General features: G+C 62.4%; 13 protein-coding genes. 11 read left to right on the top strand and 2 right to left on the bottom strand.

The genetic code is table 11. From position 1 onward, the window contains the following. Nucleotides 1-257 precede the first annotated feature (257 nt). Both CSQ92_RS17600 and CSQ92_RS17595 read left to right on the top strand, forming a co-directional pair. Nucleotides 258-2669, top strand: coding sequence for a TonB-dependent receptor plug domain-containing protein (locus CSQ92_RS17600; RefSeq protein ID WP_218964077.1), 2412 nt, complete (start codon nt 258-260; stop codon nt 2667-2669). A gap of 11 nt (nt 2670-2680) precedes the next feature. Beyond that, nucleotides 2681-3994, top strand: a complete 1314-nt coding sequence (locus CSQ92_RS17595) for an aminotransferase class V-fold PLP-dependent enzyme (protein WP_099395097.1) — start codon at nt 2681-2683, stop codon at nt 3992-3994. A 51-nt stretch (nt 3995-4045) separates the two neighbouring features. Here CSQ92_RS17595 and CSQ92_RS17590 read toward each other — a convergent pair whose 3' ends face one another. Beyond that, complete coding sequence (locus CSQ92_RS17590; RefSeq protein WP_099394912.1) at nt 4046-5170, bottom strand: M14 family metallopeptidase; 1125 nt, start codon at nt 5168-5170, stop codon at nt 4046-4048. A 141-nt stretch (nt 5171-5311) separates the two neighbouring features. Between CSQ92_RS17590 and CSQ92_RS17585 the strand changes: the two genes are divergently transcribed. Then, nucleotides 5312-5572 carry a hypothetical protein gene (locus CSQ92_RS17585; RefSeq protein ID WP_034780410.1) on the top strand — a complete coding sequence of 87 codons (261 nt, stop codon included), beginning with the start codon at nt 5312-5314 and terminating at the stop codon, nt 5570-5572. A gap of 111 nt (nt 5573-5683) precedes the next feature. Here CSQ92_RS17585 and paaX read toward each other — a convergent pair whose 3' ends face one another. Next, the gene (paaX, locus tag CSQ92_RS17580; RefSeq protein ID WP_034780406.1) at nt 5684-6613 is read right to left on the bottom strand and encodes a phenylacetic acid degradation operon negative regulatory protein PaaX; all 930 of its coding nucleotides are present in this window, start codon (nt 6611-6613) and stop codon (nt 5684-5686) included. 267 nt (nt 6614-6880) lie between these two features. Between paaX and paaA the strand changes: the two genes are divergently transcribed. From paaA to paaI, 8 genes are read left to right on the top strand one after another with little or no spacing between them, the layout of a single operon-like run. Then, nucleotides 6881-7870 carry a 1,2-phenylacetyl-CoA epoxidase subunit PaaA gene (paaA, locus tag CSQ92_RS17575; protein WP_058048221.1) on the top strand — a complete coding sequence of 330 codons (990 nt, stop codon included), beginning with the start codon at nt 6881-6883 and terminating at the stop codon, nt 7868-7870. Nucleotides 7871-7898: 28 nt separating this feature from the next. Beyond that, complete coding sequence (paaB, locus tag CSQ92_RS17570; protein WP_034746356.1) at nt 7899-8183, top strand: 1,2-phenylacetyl-CoA epoxidase subunit PaaB; 285 nt, start codon at nt 7899-7901, stop codon at nt 8181-8183. 14 nt (nt 8184-8197) lie between these two features. Then, nucleotides 8198-8965 carry a 1,2-phenylacetyl-CoA epoxidase subunit PaaC gene (gene paaC, locus CSQ92_RS17565; RefSeq protein ID WP_099394911.1) on the top strand — a complete coding sequence of 256 codons (768 nt, stop codon included), beginning with the start codon at nt 8198-8200 and terminating at the stop codon, nt 8963-8965. Further along, nucleotides 8965-9498: a 1,2-phenylacetyl-CoA epoxidase subunit PaaD gene (gene paaD, locus CSQ92_RS17560; protein ID WP_070281626.1), complete on the top strand. Its 534-nt coding sequence runs from the start codon at nt 8965-8967 to the stop codon at nt 9496-9498. The genes paaC and paaD overlap by 1 nt, the downstream gene beginning before the upstream one ends. Before the next feature lie 40 nt (nt 9499-9538). Beyond that, the gene (gene paaE, locus CSQ92_RS17555) at nt 9539-10618 is read left to right on the top strand and encodes a 1,2-phenylacetyl-CoA epoxidase subunit PaaE (protein ID WP_099394910.1); all 1080 of its coding nucleotides are present in this window, start codon (nt 9539-9541) and stop codon (nt 10616-10618) included. Between the two features lie 50 nt (nt 10619-10668). Beyond that, nucleotides 10669-11460 carry a 2-(1,2-epoxy-1,2-dihydrophenyl)acetyl-CoA isomerase PaaG gene (gene paaG, locus CSQ92_RS17550; protein WP_034780396.1) on the top strand — a complete coding sequence of 264 codons (792 nt, stop codon included), beginning with the start codon at nt 10669-10671 and terminating at the stop codon, nt 11458-11460. Between the two features lies 1 nt (nt 11461). Beyond that, nucleotides 11462-13030, top strand: coding sequence for a 3-hydroxyacyl-CoA dehydrogenase PaaH (gene paaH, locus CSQ92_RS17545; RefSeq protein ID WP_099394909.1), 1569 nt, complete (start codon nt 11462-11464; stop codon nt 13028-13030). Nucleotides 13031-13040: 10 nt separating this feature from the next. Beyond that, nucleotides 13041-13466 carry a hydroxyphenylacetyl-CoA thioesterase PaaI gene (gene paaI, locus CSQ92_RS17540; RefSeq protein WP_370385414.1) on the top strand — a complete coding sequence of 142 codons (426 nt, stop codon included), beginning with the start codon at nt 13041-13043 and terminating at the stop codon, nt 13464-13466. The last annotated feature ends 44 nt before the right edge of the window (nt 13467-13510 follow it).

Below are 13510 nucleotides of genomic sequence, written 5' to 3'. Positions count from 1 at the left end.
CGCGAATGCAAACTGGCGGTCAGGGGAATGCCAGTCGCCGCCGGCCGCCGGGGCAGTGTGCATGCGGCGGCTTGGTAGTAGTGATCAGCTCGTCATACGGATGAAATATTGCCTTCGTATGATGTCGCCATCTGACGTTATCTGCGCTATTTAGATGCTTTTAATGTAAGTAAGCCGAACTTCGTGATATTTCATGCAAGATGCGAGTCTTGCCGTGACGCGTTGTTGTTGATCCAACCTGCATAGTGACCCTCTCCATGACCTACTCCCGTACCCGCATCGCCCGCGCGGTGGCCCTGTTGTGTGCCATGAACGCCCTGTTCGCCCATCCGGCCCAAGCCCATGGTGCCGCGCCCGCTGCGCCAGCTTCCGCCAGCGACGCCAGTGAAGCCCCGCAAGCCGTCATCGTCACGGGCACGCGCGGCAGCAACCGCACGCAGTTCGACACCATGGCGCCCGTGGATGTGTTCAACCGCGAAGATATCGGCGCCGTTGAATCGTCGGACTTGAACGATGTGCTGGCGCAACTCGTGCCTTCATATGTGGTGCAGCGTCTGCCGATGGCTGACGGGCAAGTGTTCGTGCGTCCCGCCACCTTGCGCGGCCTGTCGCCGGACCAGACCCTGGTGCTGGTCAATGGCAAGCGTTTCCACCGCAGCGCCTTGCTCGGCGCGCGTGGCGCGCAGGCGCCGGACCTGGCGCAGATTCCCGCCTCCGCCATCAAGCGCATCGAGGTGCTGCGCGACGGCGCCTCTGCCCAGTACGGCTCCGACGCGATTGCCGGCGTGATCAACATCATTCTCGACGATACGCTCGGCACGGAGGTCTCCTTGCACCATTCGCAATATTCGGAAGGCGACGGCAAGGGCAATGAAGTGAACCTGAAGACGGGCTTTGCCTTTGGCGAGACGGGCAAGGCGACGATTTTCGGCGCGCTGGCCAAGTCCGACCCCACGTCGCGCACGCGCCAGCGGGCCGACGCCATCGCTTTCCAGAATGCGCATCCGGAACTGAAGGTGCCGAATCCCGTGCAGCGCTGGGGCCAGCCTGAACTCGACAGCAAGCGCATCGGCTTCAACGCCAGCATGGCCCTGTCCGACACGACGGAACTGTACGGTTTCGGCCTGTTCAGCCGCAGTGACGGCACCTCGGATTTCAACTGGCGCAACCCGGACACGAGCACGGGCGCGTATAAAACCAGCAGCCTGTTCCCTGGCTGGGACTTGCGCAGCATCTATCCGCTGGGCTTCAGCCCCAGCTATTCGAACGAGCAGGATGATGTACAGGTGGTGGCCGGCGTGCGCGGCCATTTCAACGACCGCTTCGGCTGGGACGTGAGCGCTTCCTGGGGCCGCAACCGCATCGATTACAACCTGGCCAATTCCATCAACGCCTCGATGGGACCGGGCAGCCCGACATCGTTTTACCTGGGCCAGTTGTCGCAGGTGGAAAAGATTCTCAACGCCAACTTCAACTATGAATTGCCCGTAGCGTCCCTGCCGCAACCGGTCAACATCGCCTTCGGCGCGGAGGCGCGCAATGAAACCTATGGCGTGAAGGCGGGCGACGTGGCGTCCTGGACGGTGGGGCCGGGCGCTGCCATCGGCCTCGACGCGAATGCGAATGGCGCGCCAGGCTTCAGCGACCGCCAGGCGGGCAGCTGGGGCCAGGACAGCTATGCGGCCTACCTGGACGTGGAAGTGCCCGTCACGAAGGCCCTGAGCCTGGGCGGCGCGGCCCGCTATGAACATTTCTCGGAATTCGGCAGCACCGTCAACGGCAAGTTGTCGGCCCGCTATGCCTTGAGCGAAGACATGGCCTTGCGCGGTTCCTACTCGACAGGTTTCCGTGCGCCAACGCCGGGCCAGTCGAACACCAACAGCACGAATCAAGGCCTCGACACCAAGACCCTGCTGCTGTTTACCAGCGGCCGCCTGGCCAACAACGATCCGCTGGCCATCCTGCTGGGCGCCAAGGCATTGAAGCCGGAAAAATCGAAAAACCTGTCGCTGGGCTTTACGTGGAAAACGCCGGCGGGCTTCTCCGGTTCCGTCGACGTATATGACATCAAGGTCAGCGACCGCTTCAGCACGTCCGCCGCGTTTGCCGTGCCGGCCGGCGTGGTCAATCCGCTGCGCTACACCTCGGTCAGCTACTTCACGAATGACTTCGACACCACCACGCGCGGCATCGATATCGTCGGCAGCCACCTGAGCCGTATCGGCGACGGCAAGCTGAACCTGACCCTGGCCTACAACTACAACACGACGAAAGTCGACGACGGCAAGTCCAGCCTGGTGACGAATGCGGCCCAGCGCCAGGTCTTCGAGGAGCGCTTGCCGCGCCAGAAAGCCACCATCAGCGGCAACTATGACCTGGGCAACTGGAATACCCTGGCCCGCGTGCGCTATTACGGCGCGTGGACGGACAATTCCGGCAATGCCACGGGCGATATCTTCCAGCGTTTTGGCGCCATGCAATTCCTCGACCTGGCGGCCAGCTACAAGATCAGCGACAAGCAGTCCGTGCGCGTGGGTATCGACAACGTGCTGGACAAGTATCCTGACGAAGCAACCTTCCAGGCCAGCCGCGGTCTGATCTATTCGCGCAATGCGCCGTACGACACGGACGGGCGTAACCTGTACGTCGAGTACAAAGTGAAATTCTAAGGGAGATGACGATGAATCCACAACGCCGCGCCCTGTTGCGCGCGGGTTCGCTGGCGGCAGCGCTGCCCATGGCGGCGGGCGCAGGATCGGCTGCGGCAGCATCTGCCGCCCTGCCTCCGTCCTTGCCATCGGTGCCGGCCGGCACCACGCCGGATGCCCTGGCCAGCAACCAGGCTTACTGGCAGGCCGTGGCCGCGCAGTACGACACGACCGATGCCATCGTGCAACTCGACAATGCTTTCTGGGGTTCGATGGCCAGGCCCGTGCTGCGCCACTACGAGCAGCAGCTGGCCATGGTCAACCGCGACAACGCCTGGTATGCGCGCATGCGCTTTCCGGCCGATTTCGAGGCGGCGCGCGCGGCGGCGGCCAGGGCGCTGGGCGTGGGCATCGATGAAATCGTGCTGACGCGCGGTGCCACGGAAGCGCTGCAAGTCCTGATCGCCGGCTACAACCGCCTGCGTCCCGGCGACACGGTGCTGTACGCGGATATCGATTACGACAATATGATCACCGTCACGCGCTGGTTGCAGCAGCGGCGCGGCGCCCAGGTCGTGTCGATTGCCATGCCGGAACCGTTTACGCATGATGGCGTCATCGCCGCCTATGTTGCTGCCATGGAACGCCATCCGACCTTGAAACTGATGCTGCTCACGCACGTCAATCACCGCAACGGCATGGTCTTGCCCGTGGCCGAGATCAGCCGCCTGGCACGCGCACGGGGTATCGACGTGATCGTCGATACGGCGCACGGCTTCGGCCAGCTGGACATGACGATTCCTGACCTGCAGGCGGATTTTGCCGGCATCAACCTGCATAAATGGATAGGCGCGCCTGTTGGCGTGGGTGCTGCGTATATCAAGCGGGGCAGGGTGGTTGATATCGACGCATATATGGGAGAAAAGACGGGCGACGATATCCGCACGCGCGTGCACACGGGCACGGTCAATTTCGCTGCCTATCTGAGTTTGCCGGTGGCGCTGGACTTGCATGCGCAGATCGGCGTGGCCAACAAGCAGGCGCGGCTGCGACTGCTGCGCAACCGCTGGGTGGAAGCGGCGCGCGCCATCGAGGGCATCGAGGTGCTGGCATCGGCCGATCCGCGCCTGACGAGCGCCATCGCTTCGTTCCGCCTGAAGGGCAAGACGAGCGTGGCCGACAGCTATGCGCTGTCGAAAAAGCTGGTACAGGAACACGGCATCTTGGCCGTGCCGCGCGACGGCCTTGCCAGTGGCGCGTGCGTGCGCGTCACGCCGGGCATCTTTACGCCCGAGTCGCATCTGGACCGGCTGGTGGAAGCCTTGCGCAAGGTAGCCAAGGGCTGAGAGAAAAGCACGGCCCGCCTGCGAGGTCGGGCCGCGTGACTGCGGTAAGGCTTAAGCGCGCAAGGTGGCCAGGATCGGTTGCAATACGGCAACGCCCAGGGCGGCGCTGCGGGCGCCGCTCCAGCCCGTTTGCGGGTCGGGATCGTTGGCGTTGTCCTTGAACGGCAGTTCCAGGGTCAGCGACAGGCAGCCGAAGGCGTGGGTGATATGGGGCGAACCCATGGTCAGCACTTCCGGCGTGAACGGGCCGTCTTCATAGCCGTGTTCATCCTGGAAGTCGGGGCTGGCCACCTTGAAGTCGGCGATGAAGCGGTCTTGCTCGGCCTTTTGTGCCGGCGTGAAATTTTCCAGCGCATCGCTGCCAGCCACGAAGACGTAAGGCAAGCCTTCGTCGCCATGCACGTCGAGGAACAGGTCGCAGCCGATTTCATGCATTTTTTGTTTCACCAGGAACACTTCCGGGCTGCGTTCCATGGTAGGCGTCATCCATTCGCGGTTCAGGTTGGCGCCGGCCGCGTTGGTGCGCAGGTTGCCATGCACGGAACCGTCCGGGTTCATGTTCGGCACCACATAGAAGACGGCGTCCTGCAGGCACTGGCGGGCAAACGGATTGGCCTGGTCCAGCAAGGCTTCGAGCATGCCTTCAACAAACCATTCGGCCATCGTTTCACCGGGATGCTGACGCGCGATGACCCAGACTTTCTTCTCTGCATCGGCGTCACCGACCACCAGCAGGTTCATGTCGCGGCCTTCCACGGTGCTGCCCAGGTCGATCAAGCGCACCAGCGGCGACGCTTGCGCGCTGTCGATCAGGGCCAAGTGGCGGTCCCATGGATATGGCTCGAAGTAGGCGTAGTACACGCTTTCTTCTTCCGGCGTGTGTTCGATAGTCATCACGGTGCCATCAAAGCTGGTGGGCACGCGGAACCAGGTTTCGCGGTCGTAGCTGGCCACGGCCTGGTAATCTTTCCAGCCGTCCGGATAGGCCGATTTTCCGGCATTCATGAAGCGGATCGTGCACGCCTCGCCTTGCGCGCCTTGCAGGCGGAAGTAAAACCACTGCGTGATGTCGGCGTGGGAATCCTTGCGGATGTTCAGCTCGATGGATTGGGCATCGTCGGCGCGCAGCACCTCGATCGCGCCGGCATCGAATTGCTGGCTGATTTTAATGGTCATGTGTGTTCCTGATAAAAACGTATGGGTTTTGCATCGTGTGCAATGGCGCGATGATACCTGTTTTGCAGTAGTCTTTGTGCTGGCGCAAACGACGATGGACGCGCTTTGCTAACGTGATAGCTTCAATACGGGGAGAGCATCATGGATGACAACGGCAAACACATACGCGAACTGGAAAAGAAAGTCAGCGCCCTCAGCGATGCCCTGGCGCACCTGGGCAAGGGCACGACCTTGCAGGAATTGCTGCGCATCATACGTTTCCCCGGCTATACCACGCCGGCCGAATTCACCTTCAATGCCGCCATCCTCGACACCATGCTGGTGCAGGCCAATGCGCTGGAAAAGCTGGGGCAGGATTTGTTGGCGGGGGCCAAGCAGGTCGTCGCCATGAACAAGCAGTGAACGCAGTAGTGAGCAAATCCTGAACGCCTGAAAAATGGCCAGGGCAAGGTGCAGGGCCGCAGGCAGTACGAACGTACGCCCAGGCCCTGCAACGCCGCCATGGACGTTTTGTCAGGTGTTCAGTCCGCCGAAACGTTCAAAAAACCATGGCTCGACAGATGCCGCCTGCTCATCCTCGCGCCGCAGGGTGGCCAGGATATGTTCCTCTGCCGCCGCGTAGGTAAGGCGGTAGAGGTCGCGGGCCAGCGCATACGCTTGCGTGCCGGGCCACGGCTCGGGCAGCAGTTCGACGGGCAGTTGCGGGTCGTGCAACTGCACACGGCGGTAGGCGTGCGTCAGCAGCGAGCGGATGACGAACGCTTGCTCCGCATCGAACACGGGCGCTTCTTGCAGCAGGGTCAGCAGCGGCTGGAAGCTGGCGATGAATTTTTCGTAGCCAGCCATCACTTCCGACAAGTCCCAGCAGTCGCCCACCATGTCGCGCAGGGGACGCGTGCTGACGCCCGGCAACTCTGTTGTGTGGCAAACATACAGCTTGCCCTGCACCTCATTGCGCACGAGGATATCTTCCAGCGCCTCCGTATTGCTGGCAGGGTGGCCAAAGATACCCGGTGAAATCAGGCCATAGCCGGCCCATAATAATTCCTTGCGCAGCGCCCCCCGCTCGGCAGCGCCGATGCTGCCGGCCGGCCCGATCACCAGAGTCCAGCTGCCATCCCAGTGCACGACCAGCGGCGCATAGATGCGGCGGTAGGCGCGTTCGAAGCGGGCCAGCGCCTCCGGGCGTATCGTATAGGCGCTGCGGCGGCCATCGCGCTGCGAGCTGAGCCAACCTTCCTGCGCCAGGCGGAACACGCTGGTACGCAATAAACGGTCATTGACGCCGAATGGCGCCAGCAGTTCGATCAGGCTGCCCAGCCAGATGGCGCCGCCGCGCGGCACGATGGCGTCGCCAAAGATGGTCATCACCAGGGACTTCGAGCGCGGTGGGTCGCTTTCCAGGAAATCGGCTATCCATGCCGTGCAGCGGGTGTTCTTCATGTGGTTCCGGTCTGGCCGTGTTGCGGTCGAATCAATAAAAGCAGCAGTTTACTTGGCTGCGCGGGTAGCGCGGCAATAATTTGCCGGAAGCGCTGGTGGCGCTCTGTAGTGTTTTCTCATAAGCAATATCATACGCACAAAAAAGCTGCACAAGATACGAATTTTTAAAATGATTCATATCAAGTGTATGCAAATCGTTTTTTGTATCGTATTATCTGTTCATCGCACCGCGTTGCTGCGCAAAATCAAAGACATGGGAGACAGATCATGTACGCACAAATGGTTGAAACCGGCCTCAAGAACGTCCGTTCCCTCGACGACATGGGCCAGGAAGAGCGCGCTTTCCAGGCACGCATCGACGAAGGCATCAAGATCGAGGCCAAGGACTGGATGCCGGACGCCTACCGCAAGACCCTGATCCGCCAGATTTCGCAGCACGCGCACTCGGAAATCGTCGGCCAATTGCCAGAAGGTAACTGGGTCACGCGCGCGCCGACCCTGAAACGCAAGTCCATCCTGCTGGCCAAGATCCAGGACGAAGCGGGCCACGGCCTGTACCTGTACAGCGCCGCGGAAACCCTGGGCGTGTCGCGCGACGACTTGCTGGCCGCCTTGCACTCGGGCAAAGCCAAGTATTCCAGCATCTTTAATTATCCGACCCTGTCGTGGGCCGACATGGGCGCCATCGGCTGGCTGGTCGACGGTTCCGCCATCATCAACCAGATTCCCCTGTGCCGCTGCTCGTATGGGCCGTATGCGCGCGCCATGATCCGCGTCTGCAAGGAGGAATCGTTCCATGCACGCCAGGGCTACGACATCATGATGTCGCTGTGCAAGGGCACGCCGGCGCAGAAAGCCATGGCGCAGGATGCGCTGAACCGCTGGTGGTGGCCATCGCTGATGATGTTCGGCCCGTCCGACGCCGCCTCCGTCAACAGCGCCCAATCGGCGCAATGGCGCATCAAGCTGTTCTCGAACGATGAATTGCGCCAGCGAATGGTCGACCAGACCGTGCCGCAAATCGAATACCTGGGCCTGACGGTGCCCGATCCTGACCTGAAATTCAATGCGGAAACGGGCCACTATGAATTCGGCGAGATCGACTGGTCCGAGTTCAACAATGTCCTGAAGGGCAATGGCCCATGCAACCGCGAACGCCTGCAAACGCGCGTGAAAGCGTATGAAGACGGCGCATGGTTCCGCGATGCCTTGGTCGCGTATGCAGACAAGCAAGCTGCTAACAAAGCGGCAGCGTAAATACATAAGACAGATAGGGGATAGCAACATGAGCAAAGAATGGCCTTTGTGGGAAGTTTTCATCCGCAGCCAGCACGGCCTGGCGCACAAGCATGTGGGCAGCCTGCACGCTTCCGACGCCACCATGGCGGTCAACCATGCGCGCGACGTCTACACGCGCCGCAATGAAGGCGTGAGCATCTGGGTGGTACGCGCGGCCGATATCGTCGCCAGCAGCCCCGGCGACAAGGGCGCCCTGTTCGAGCCGTCGAACAGCAAGGTGTACCGCCATCCCACCTTCTTCCCGATGCCGGAAGAAGTCAAGAACCTGTGATGGGAGCGCCTGCAATGGATGACAAGGTCACTCAACAAAAGTTCGATTACCTGCTGCGCCTGGGCGACAATGCCCTGATCCTCAGTCAGCAGCTGTCGCAGCTGTGCGGCAAGGGTCCGGCGCTGGAAGAAGACATGGCGCTGACCAACGTGGCGCTGGACTTGCTGGGCCAGACGCGCTTGTGGTTCAGCTACGCGGCCGAACTGGAAAACGCGGGCCGCGACGAGGACGATATCGCCTTCCTGCGCGACGCCCACGATTTCAAGAACTGCCTGCTGGTCGAACAGCCGAACGGCAATTATGCCGACACCATGATGCGCCAGTTCTTCTTCGACAGCTGGCACTACTTCCAGCTGCTGGAACTGACGAAATCGACGGATGCGCGCATCGTCGAGGTGGCGCAAAAGTCGATCAAGGAAGTGACCTATCACCTGCGCCGCAGCGGTGACCTGATCGTGCGCCTCGGCGACGGCACGGCCGACAGCCATGCCAAGACGCAGGCTGCCGCCGACAAGCTGTGGATGTACACGGGCGAGATGTTCCAGTACGACGCCGTCGACCAGGCCATGGTCGCCGCCGGCATCGCGCCGCCATCGGACGTGCTGCGCCGGGCTTTCCTGGAGCACGTGGCCGAGATCTTCGCCGAGGCGACGCTTGTCATGCCGGCGCCCGACGCCTGGATGCAAAAGGGCGGCAAGCAGGGCACGCACACGGAGCACCTGGGGTTTATCCTGGCCGAGATGCAGTTCCTGCAGCGCGCCTATCCCGGGGCGGAGTGGTAATGAACACGGCCGCTGGCGCTGCGGCGCTGGACGCCGCCCAGGTCTGGGCCTGGCTCGGCGACGTCGCGGACCCGGAAATCCCCGTCATTTCGGTGGTGGACCTGGGCATCGTGCGCGCCGTCGAAGTCACGGATGGCGACGCATGCATCGTGACGATCACGCCCACGTATTCGGGCTGCCCGGCCATGCAAGTGATCGCCGACGCCGTCACGGATGCCTTGCGCAGCCATGGCGTGGCCAAGGTGACCCTGGTGAACCAGCTGGCGCCCGCATGGACCACGGACTGGATGAGCGAAGCGGGCAAGGCCAAGCTGAAAGGCTATGGCATCGCCCCGCCGCAGCAGCAGGTGATCGACATCAGCGGCTTGAAGGGTGGCGTAAAACGTCAAGCGATGCCAAAGCTGGACGTGATCTGCCCGAACTGCGGCTCGACGCATACGCAACTGACCAGCCAGTTCGGCTCCACGCCGTGCAAGGCCCTGTACAAGTGCCTGGCTTGCCGCGAACCGTTTGACTACTTCAAGTGCCACTAAAAAAATCAGGCACACGTTCCGAAGAAACTGGAGATGAAGCATGAGTAAATTTTATCCGCTGTGCGTAGCGAATGTGCGCAACGAAACGCGCGACACCATCGCCGTCACGTTCGACGTGCCAGCCGAGCTGCAGCAGCAGTTCCGCTTCCAGCAGGGCCAGCACCTGACCCTGCGCGCCAATATCAATGCGGAAGACGTGCGCCGCTCGTATTCCATCTGCTCGGCGGTGCAGGACGGCACCCTGCGCGTGGCCATCAAGCGCACGCCGGGCGGCGCGTTCTCCACCTGGGCGAACGATACCCTGAAAGCCGGCGCCACCATCGAGGTGATGCCGCCCATGGGCCACTTCAACGTGCCGCTCGACTGCGTCAACCGCAAGCACTACCTGGCGTTTGCGGCCGGCAGCGGCATCACGCCTATCCTCTCCATCATCAAGACCACCCTGCTGACGGAACCCCTGAGCCGCTTCACCCTGTTCTACGGTAACCGCGCCTCGTCGTCCGTCATCTTCAAGGAAGAATTGACGGACTTGAAGGACTTGTACCTGGAGCGTTTGAACCTGGTCTACGTGATGAGCCGCGAGCAGCAGGACATCGAATTGTTCAACGGCCGCATCACGCAGGAAAAATGCGAGCAATTCCTGCAGCACTGGATCAAAGTCGAAGACTACGACAACGCCTTCATCTGCGGCCCGGAAGACATGATGCTCGGTGTCTCCGCTGCCCTGCAGGCTGCCGGCATGCCCAAGCAGAATATCAAGATTGAACTGTTCGCCGCCAGCATCCCGAAAAACGCCCACAAGCCGCGCGCGCAGCTCGACGCGGGCGTGGTGCAGGAAACGGAAGTGACCGTCATCATGGATGGCAACCACACCACCTTCACCATGGACAAGGACAAGGAATCCATCCTCGACGCGGGCCTGCGGCAGGGCATCGACATGCGCTACTCCTGCAAGGGCGGCGTGTGCTCCACCTGCCGCTGCAAGATCCTCGACGGCAAGGTTGAAATGGACGTCAACTACGCGCTGGAAGACTACGAAGTGGCGCGCGGCTTTGTCCTCAGTTGCCAGAGTTTTCCTCTCACAGACAAGGTCGTGGTCGACTTCGACCAGGCTGAATAAGCTGGTGCAGGGCACGGGCCCTGCCTTACCTATTACACAAGCGAGACGCCATGACCTACCAAAACATCCTCTTCACCATCGAGCAGGGCATCGCCACGCTGACCCTGAACCGTCCCGACAAACTCAATAGTTTTACGCAAGCCATGCACGAGGAAGTGCGCGACGCGATTGCGAAAGTCAATGCCGACAGCACCGTGCGCGTCTTCGTGCTGACGGGCGCGGGCCGCGGCTTTTGCGCGGGCCAGGATTTGTCCGACCGCGCCGTGGAACCCGGCTCGAAGGGCGTGGACCTGGGCGAGTCGGTGGAAAAGAACTATGCGCCGCTGGTGCTGGCCCTGAAAGCGCTGCCGATGCCCGTGATCTGCGCCGTCAACGGCGTGGCCGCTGGCGCGGGCGCCAACCTGGCGCTGGCTTGCGACATCGTCATCGCCGGCAAGTCGGCCAGCTTCGTCGAAGTATTCTGCAAGCTGGGCCTGATCCCGGACACGGGCGGCACCTTTTTCCTGCCACGCCTGATCGGTTCCGCGCGCGCCATGGGCCTGGCCATGCTCGGTGAAAAACTGACGGCGGAAAAAGCGGAAGACTGGGGCTTGATCTGGAAATGCGTCGAGGATGCCCAACTGGCGGAAGAAACGCGCAAGCTGGCCGTGCACTTTTCCACGGCGCCGACCAAGGGCCTGGCCTACACCAAGCAGGCACTGGCCGCCAGCGGCGCCAATACCTTGCCGCAGCAGCTGGCGCTGGAAGCGCGCATGATGAGCGATCTCGGTAACAGCGACGATTACCGCGAAGGCGTTGCCGCCTTCATGGAAAAGCGCGCACCGCAATTCAAGGGACATTGATATGGCAGCTTTGGACAACAACAGTATCGTCGCCGTCATCGGCAGCGGCGCCATGGGCGCCGGCATCGCGCAGGTGGCCGCCGCCGCCGGTTACCGCGTAAAACTGTACGACACGCGCGCAGAAGCCGTCAGCAAGGCGCTGGCCGATATCGGCAAGATGTATGCGAAGCTGGCCGAGAAGGGCCGCATGACGTTTGACGAAGCTACTGCCGCCACGGCGCGCCTGCAGGCGGCTGGCAGCCTGGCCGATGTGAGCGATGCATCCCTGGTGGTGGAAGCCATCGTGGAAAATCTCGACGTCAAGCGCGGTCTGTTCGCGGAACTGGAAGCGCTGGTCGGCGACGACTGCATCCTGGCGACGAACACGTCGTCGATTTCCGTCACGGCCATCGCCGCCAAGCTGCGCCGCCCGGAACGCCTGGTCGGCATGCATTTCTTTAATCCCGTACCCCTGATGGCGCTGGTCGAAGTGATCAGTGGCCTGGCCACCAGTGAGCAAGTGGCCGCCACCGTGTATGACACGTCGATTGCCTGGGGCAAGAACCCCGTGCATGCAAAATCGACGCCCGGATTCATCGTCAACCGTGTCGCCCGTCCCTTCTATGCGGAAGGCTGGCGCCTGCTGAACGAACAGGCGGGCGACGCCGCCACCATCGACGCCGTGCTGCGCGAAGCGGGCGGTTTCCGCATGGGGCCATTCGAGCTGATGGACCTGATCGGCCACGACGTCAATTTCTCCGTCACGCAATCCGTGTTCGGCGCCTATTTCAACGATCCGCGCTTCACGCCGTCCGTGCTGCAGCAGGAAATGGTCAACGCCGGTTTCCTCGGCCGTAAATCGGGCCGCGGTTTTTACCTGTATGGCGAAGGCGCCGTTGCCCCCGTGGCGCAGGCGGAAGGCGCGCAGGCCAAGCCCGAATTCGTCGCCCTGTCGGCCGCCATCGGTGGCGATGGCCGTGGCCACAGCGGCATCATCCACAGCCTGGTGCAGCGCCTGGAGCAGGCGGGCATCACCGTCAGCCGCCGCGTGACGCAGGAAGGCCAGGCGCACGACGAGGCGCCGGCCCTGCATTGCCATGGCGCCGCGATTTACCTGACCGATGGCCGCAGCGCCACCCAGCGCGCGCACGACAACCAGCATCCGGACACGGTGCTGTTCGACCTGGCGCTCGATTACGCCGGTGCCCGGCGCATTGCCGTGGCCCGTGCGGACCAGTGCAGCGACGCCGCCTATGCGGCTGTCGTCGGCCTGTTCCAGGCGGCCGGTTTCATCGTCACGCGCCTGGACGACGTGCCTGGCCTGGCCGTCATGCGCACTGTCGCCATGCTGGCCAACGAGGCGGCCGACGCCGTCAACCAGGGCGTGTGCACGGTGGCCGCCGTCGATATCGCCATGCAGAAGGGCGTCAATTACCCGCGTGGCCCGCTGGCCTGGGCCGATGCCGTCGGCGTCCAGCACATCGTGTCGGTGCTGCACCACCTGGCGCAAGGCTATGGCGAAGACCGCTACCGGGTCTCGCCGCTGCTGCGCCGCAAACTTGCCAATGGAGATCGCTTCCATGCCGAATGAAGACCATAACATGACCGCACAAGCCCTGGCCGAAGCGGCCGCTGCCTCCATGCTGTCGCGCGATAACGCCACCGCCGCCATGGGCATCGCCCTGGCCGAAGTGGGACCCGGCCATGCGCGCATGACGATGACGGTGCGCCCGGACATGCTCAATGGCCACCAGACCTGCCATGGCGGTTTTATCTTTGCCCTGGCCGACAGCGCCTTCGCGTTTGCCTGCAACAGCTACAACATGAACACCGTGGGAGCCGGCTGCACCATCGATTACCTGGCGCCGGGCCGCGAAGGCGACGTGCTGACGGCGCACGCCGTCGAGCAGGCGCTGGCCGGCAAGAGCGGCGTCTACGACGTCAAGGTCAGCAACCAGGAAGGGCGCGCCATTGCGCTCTTCCGTGGCAAGTCGATTCGCGTGGCGGGTGAAGTCATCAGCAATTGAAGGTACAAGAGCAGGCTTGAACTGCCGGAACGAATTACATAGTT

Origin of the sequence: Janthinobacterium sp. BJB446 (assembly GCF_002735655.1) — a bacterium.
GTDB lineage: Bacteria > Pseudomonadota > Gammaproteobacteria > Burkholderiales > Burkholderiaceae_D > Janthinobacterium > Janthinobacterium lividum.
The sequence above is the reverse complement of the archived record's forward strand: the minus strand, read 5'-3'. Positions and strand labels throughout refer to the sequence as shown.

Bases quoted from the DNA above. Each gene is read 5' to 3' on its own strand.
- paaC (WP_099394911.1), top strand. From the start codon at position 8,198: ATGGATGACAAGGTCACTCAACAAAAGTTCGATTACCTGCTGCGCCTG.
- CSQ92_RS17590 (WP_099394912.1), bottom strand. From the start codon at position 5,170: ATGACCATTAAAATCAGCCAGCAATTCGATGCCGGCGCGATCGAGGTG.
- CSQ92_RS17600 (WP_218964077.1), top strand. From the start codon at position 258: ATGACCTACTCCCGTACCCGCATCGCCCGCGCGGTGGCCCTGTTGTGT.
- paaG (WP_034780396.1), top strand. From the start codon at position 10,669: ATGACCTACCAAAACATCCTCTTCACCATCGAGCAGGGCATCGCCACG.
- paaH (WP_099394909.1), top strand. From the start codon at position 11,462: ATGGCAGCTTTGGACAACAACAGTATCGTCGCCGTCATCGGCAGCGGC.
- paaI (WP_370385414.1), top strand. From the start codon at position 13,041: ATGACCGCACAAGCCCTGGCCGAAGCGGCCGCTGCCTCCATGCTGTCG.
- paaA (WP_058048221.1), top strand. From the start codon at position 6,881: ATGTACGCACAAATGGTTGAAACCGGCCTCAAGAACGTCCGTTCCCTC.
- paaB (WP_034746356.1), top strand. From the start codon at position 7,899: ATGAGCAAAGAATGGCCTTTGTGGGAAGTTTTCATCCGCAGCCAGCAC.
- CSQ92_RS17585 (WP_034780410.1), top strand. From the start codon at position 5,312: ATGGATGACAACGGCAAACACATACGCGAACTGGAAAAGAAAGTCAGC.
- paaD (WP_070281626.1), top strand. From the start codon at position 8,965: ATGAACACGGCCGCTGGCGCTGCGGCGCTGGACGCCGCCCAGGTCTGG.
- paaX (WP_034780406.1), bottom strand. From the start codon at position 6,613: ATGAAGAACACCCGCTGCACGGCATGGATAGCCGATTTCCTGGAAAGC.
- CSQ92_RS17595 (WP_099395097.1), top strand. From the start codon at position 2,681: ATGAATCCACAACGCCGCGCCCTGTTGCGCGCGGGTTCGCTGGCGGCA.
- paaE (WP_099394910.1), top strand. From the start codon at position 9,539: ATGAGTAAATTTTATCCGCTGTGCGTAGCGAATGTGCGCAACGAAACG.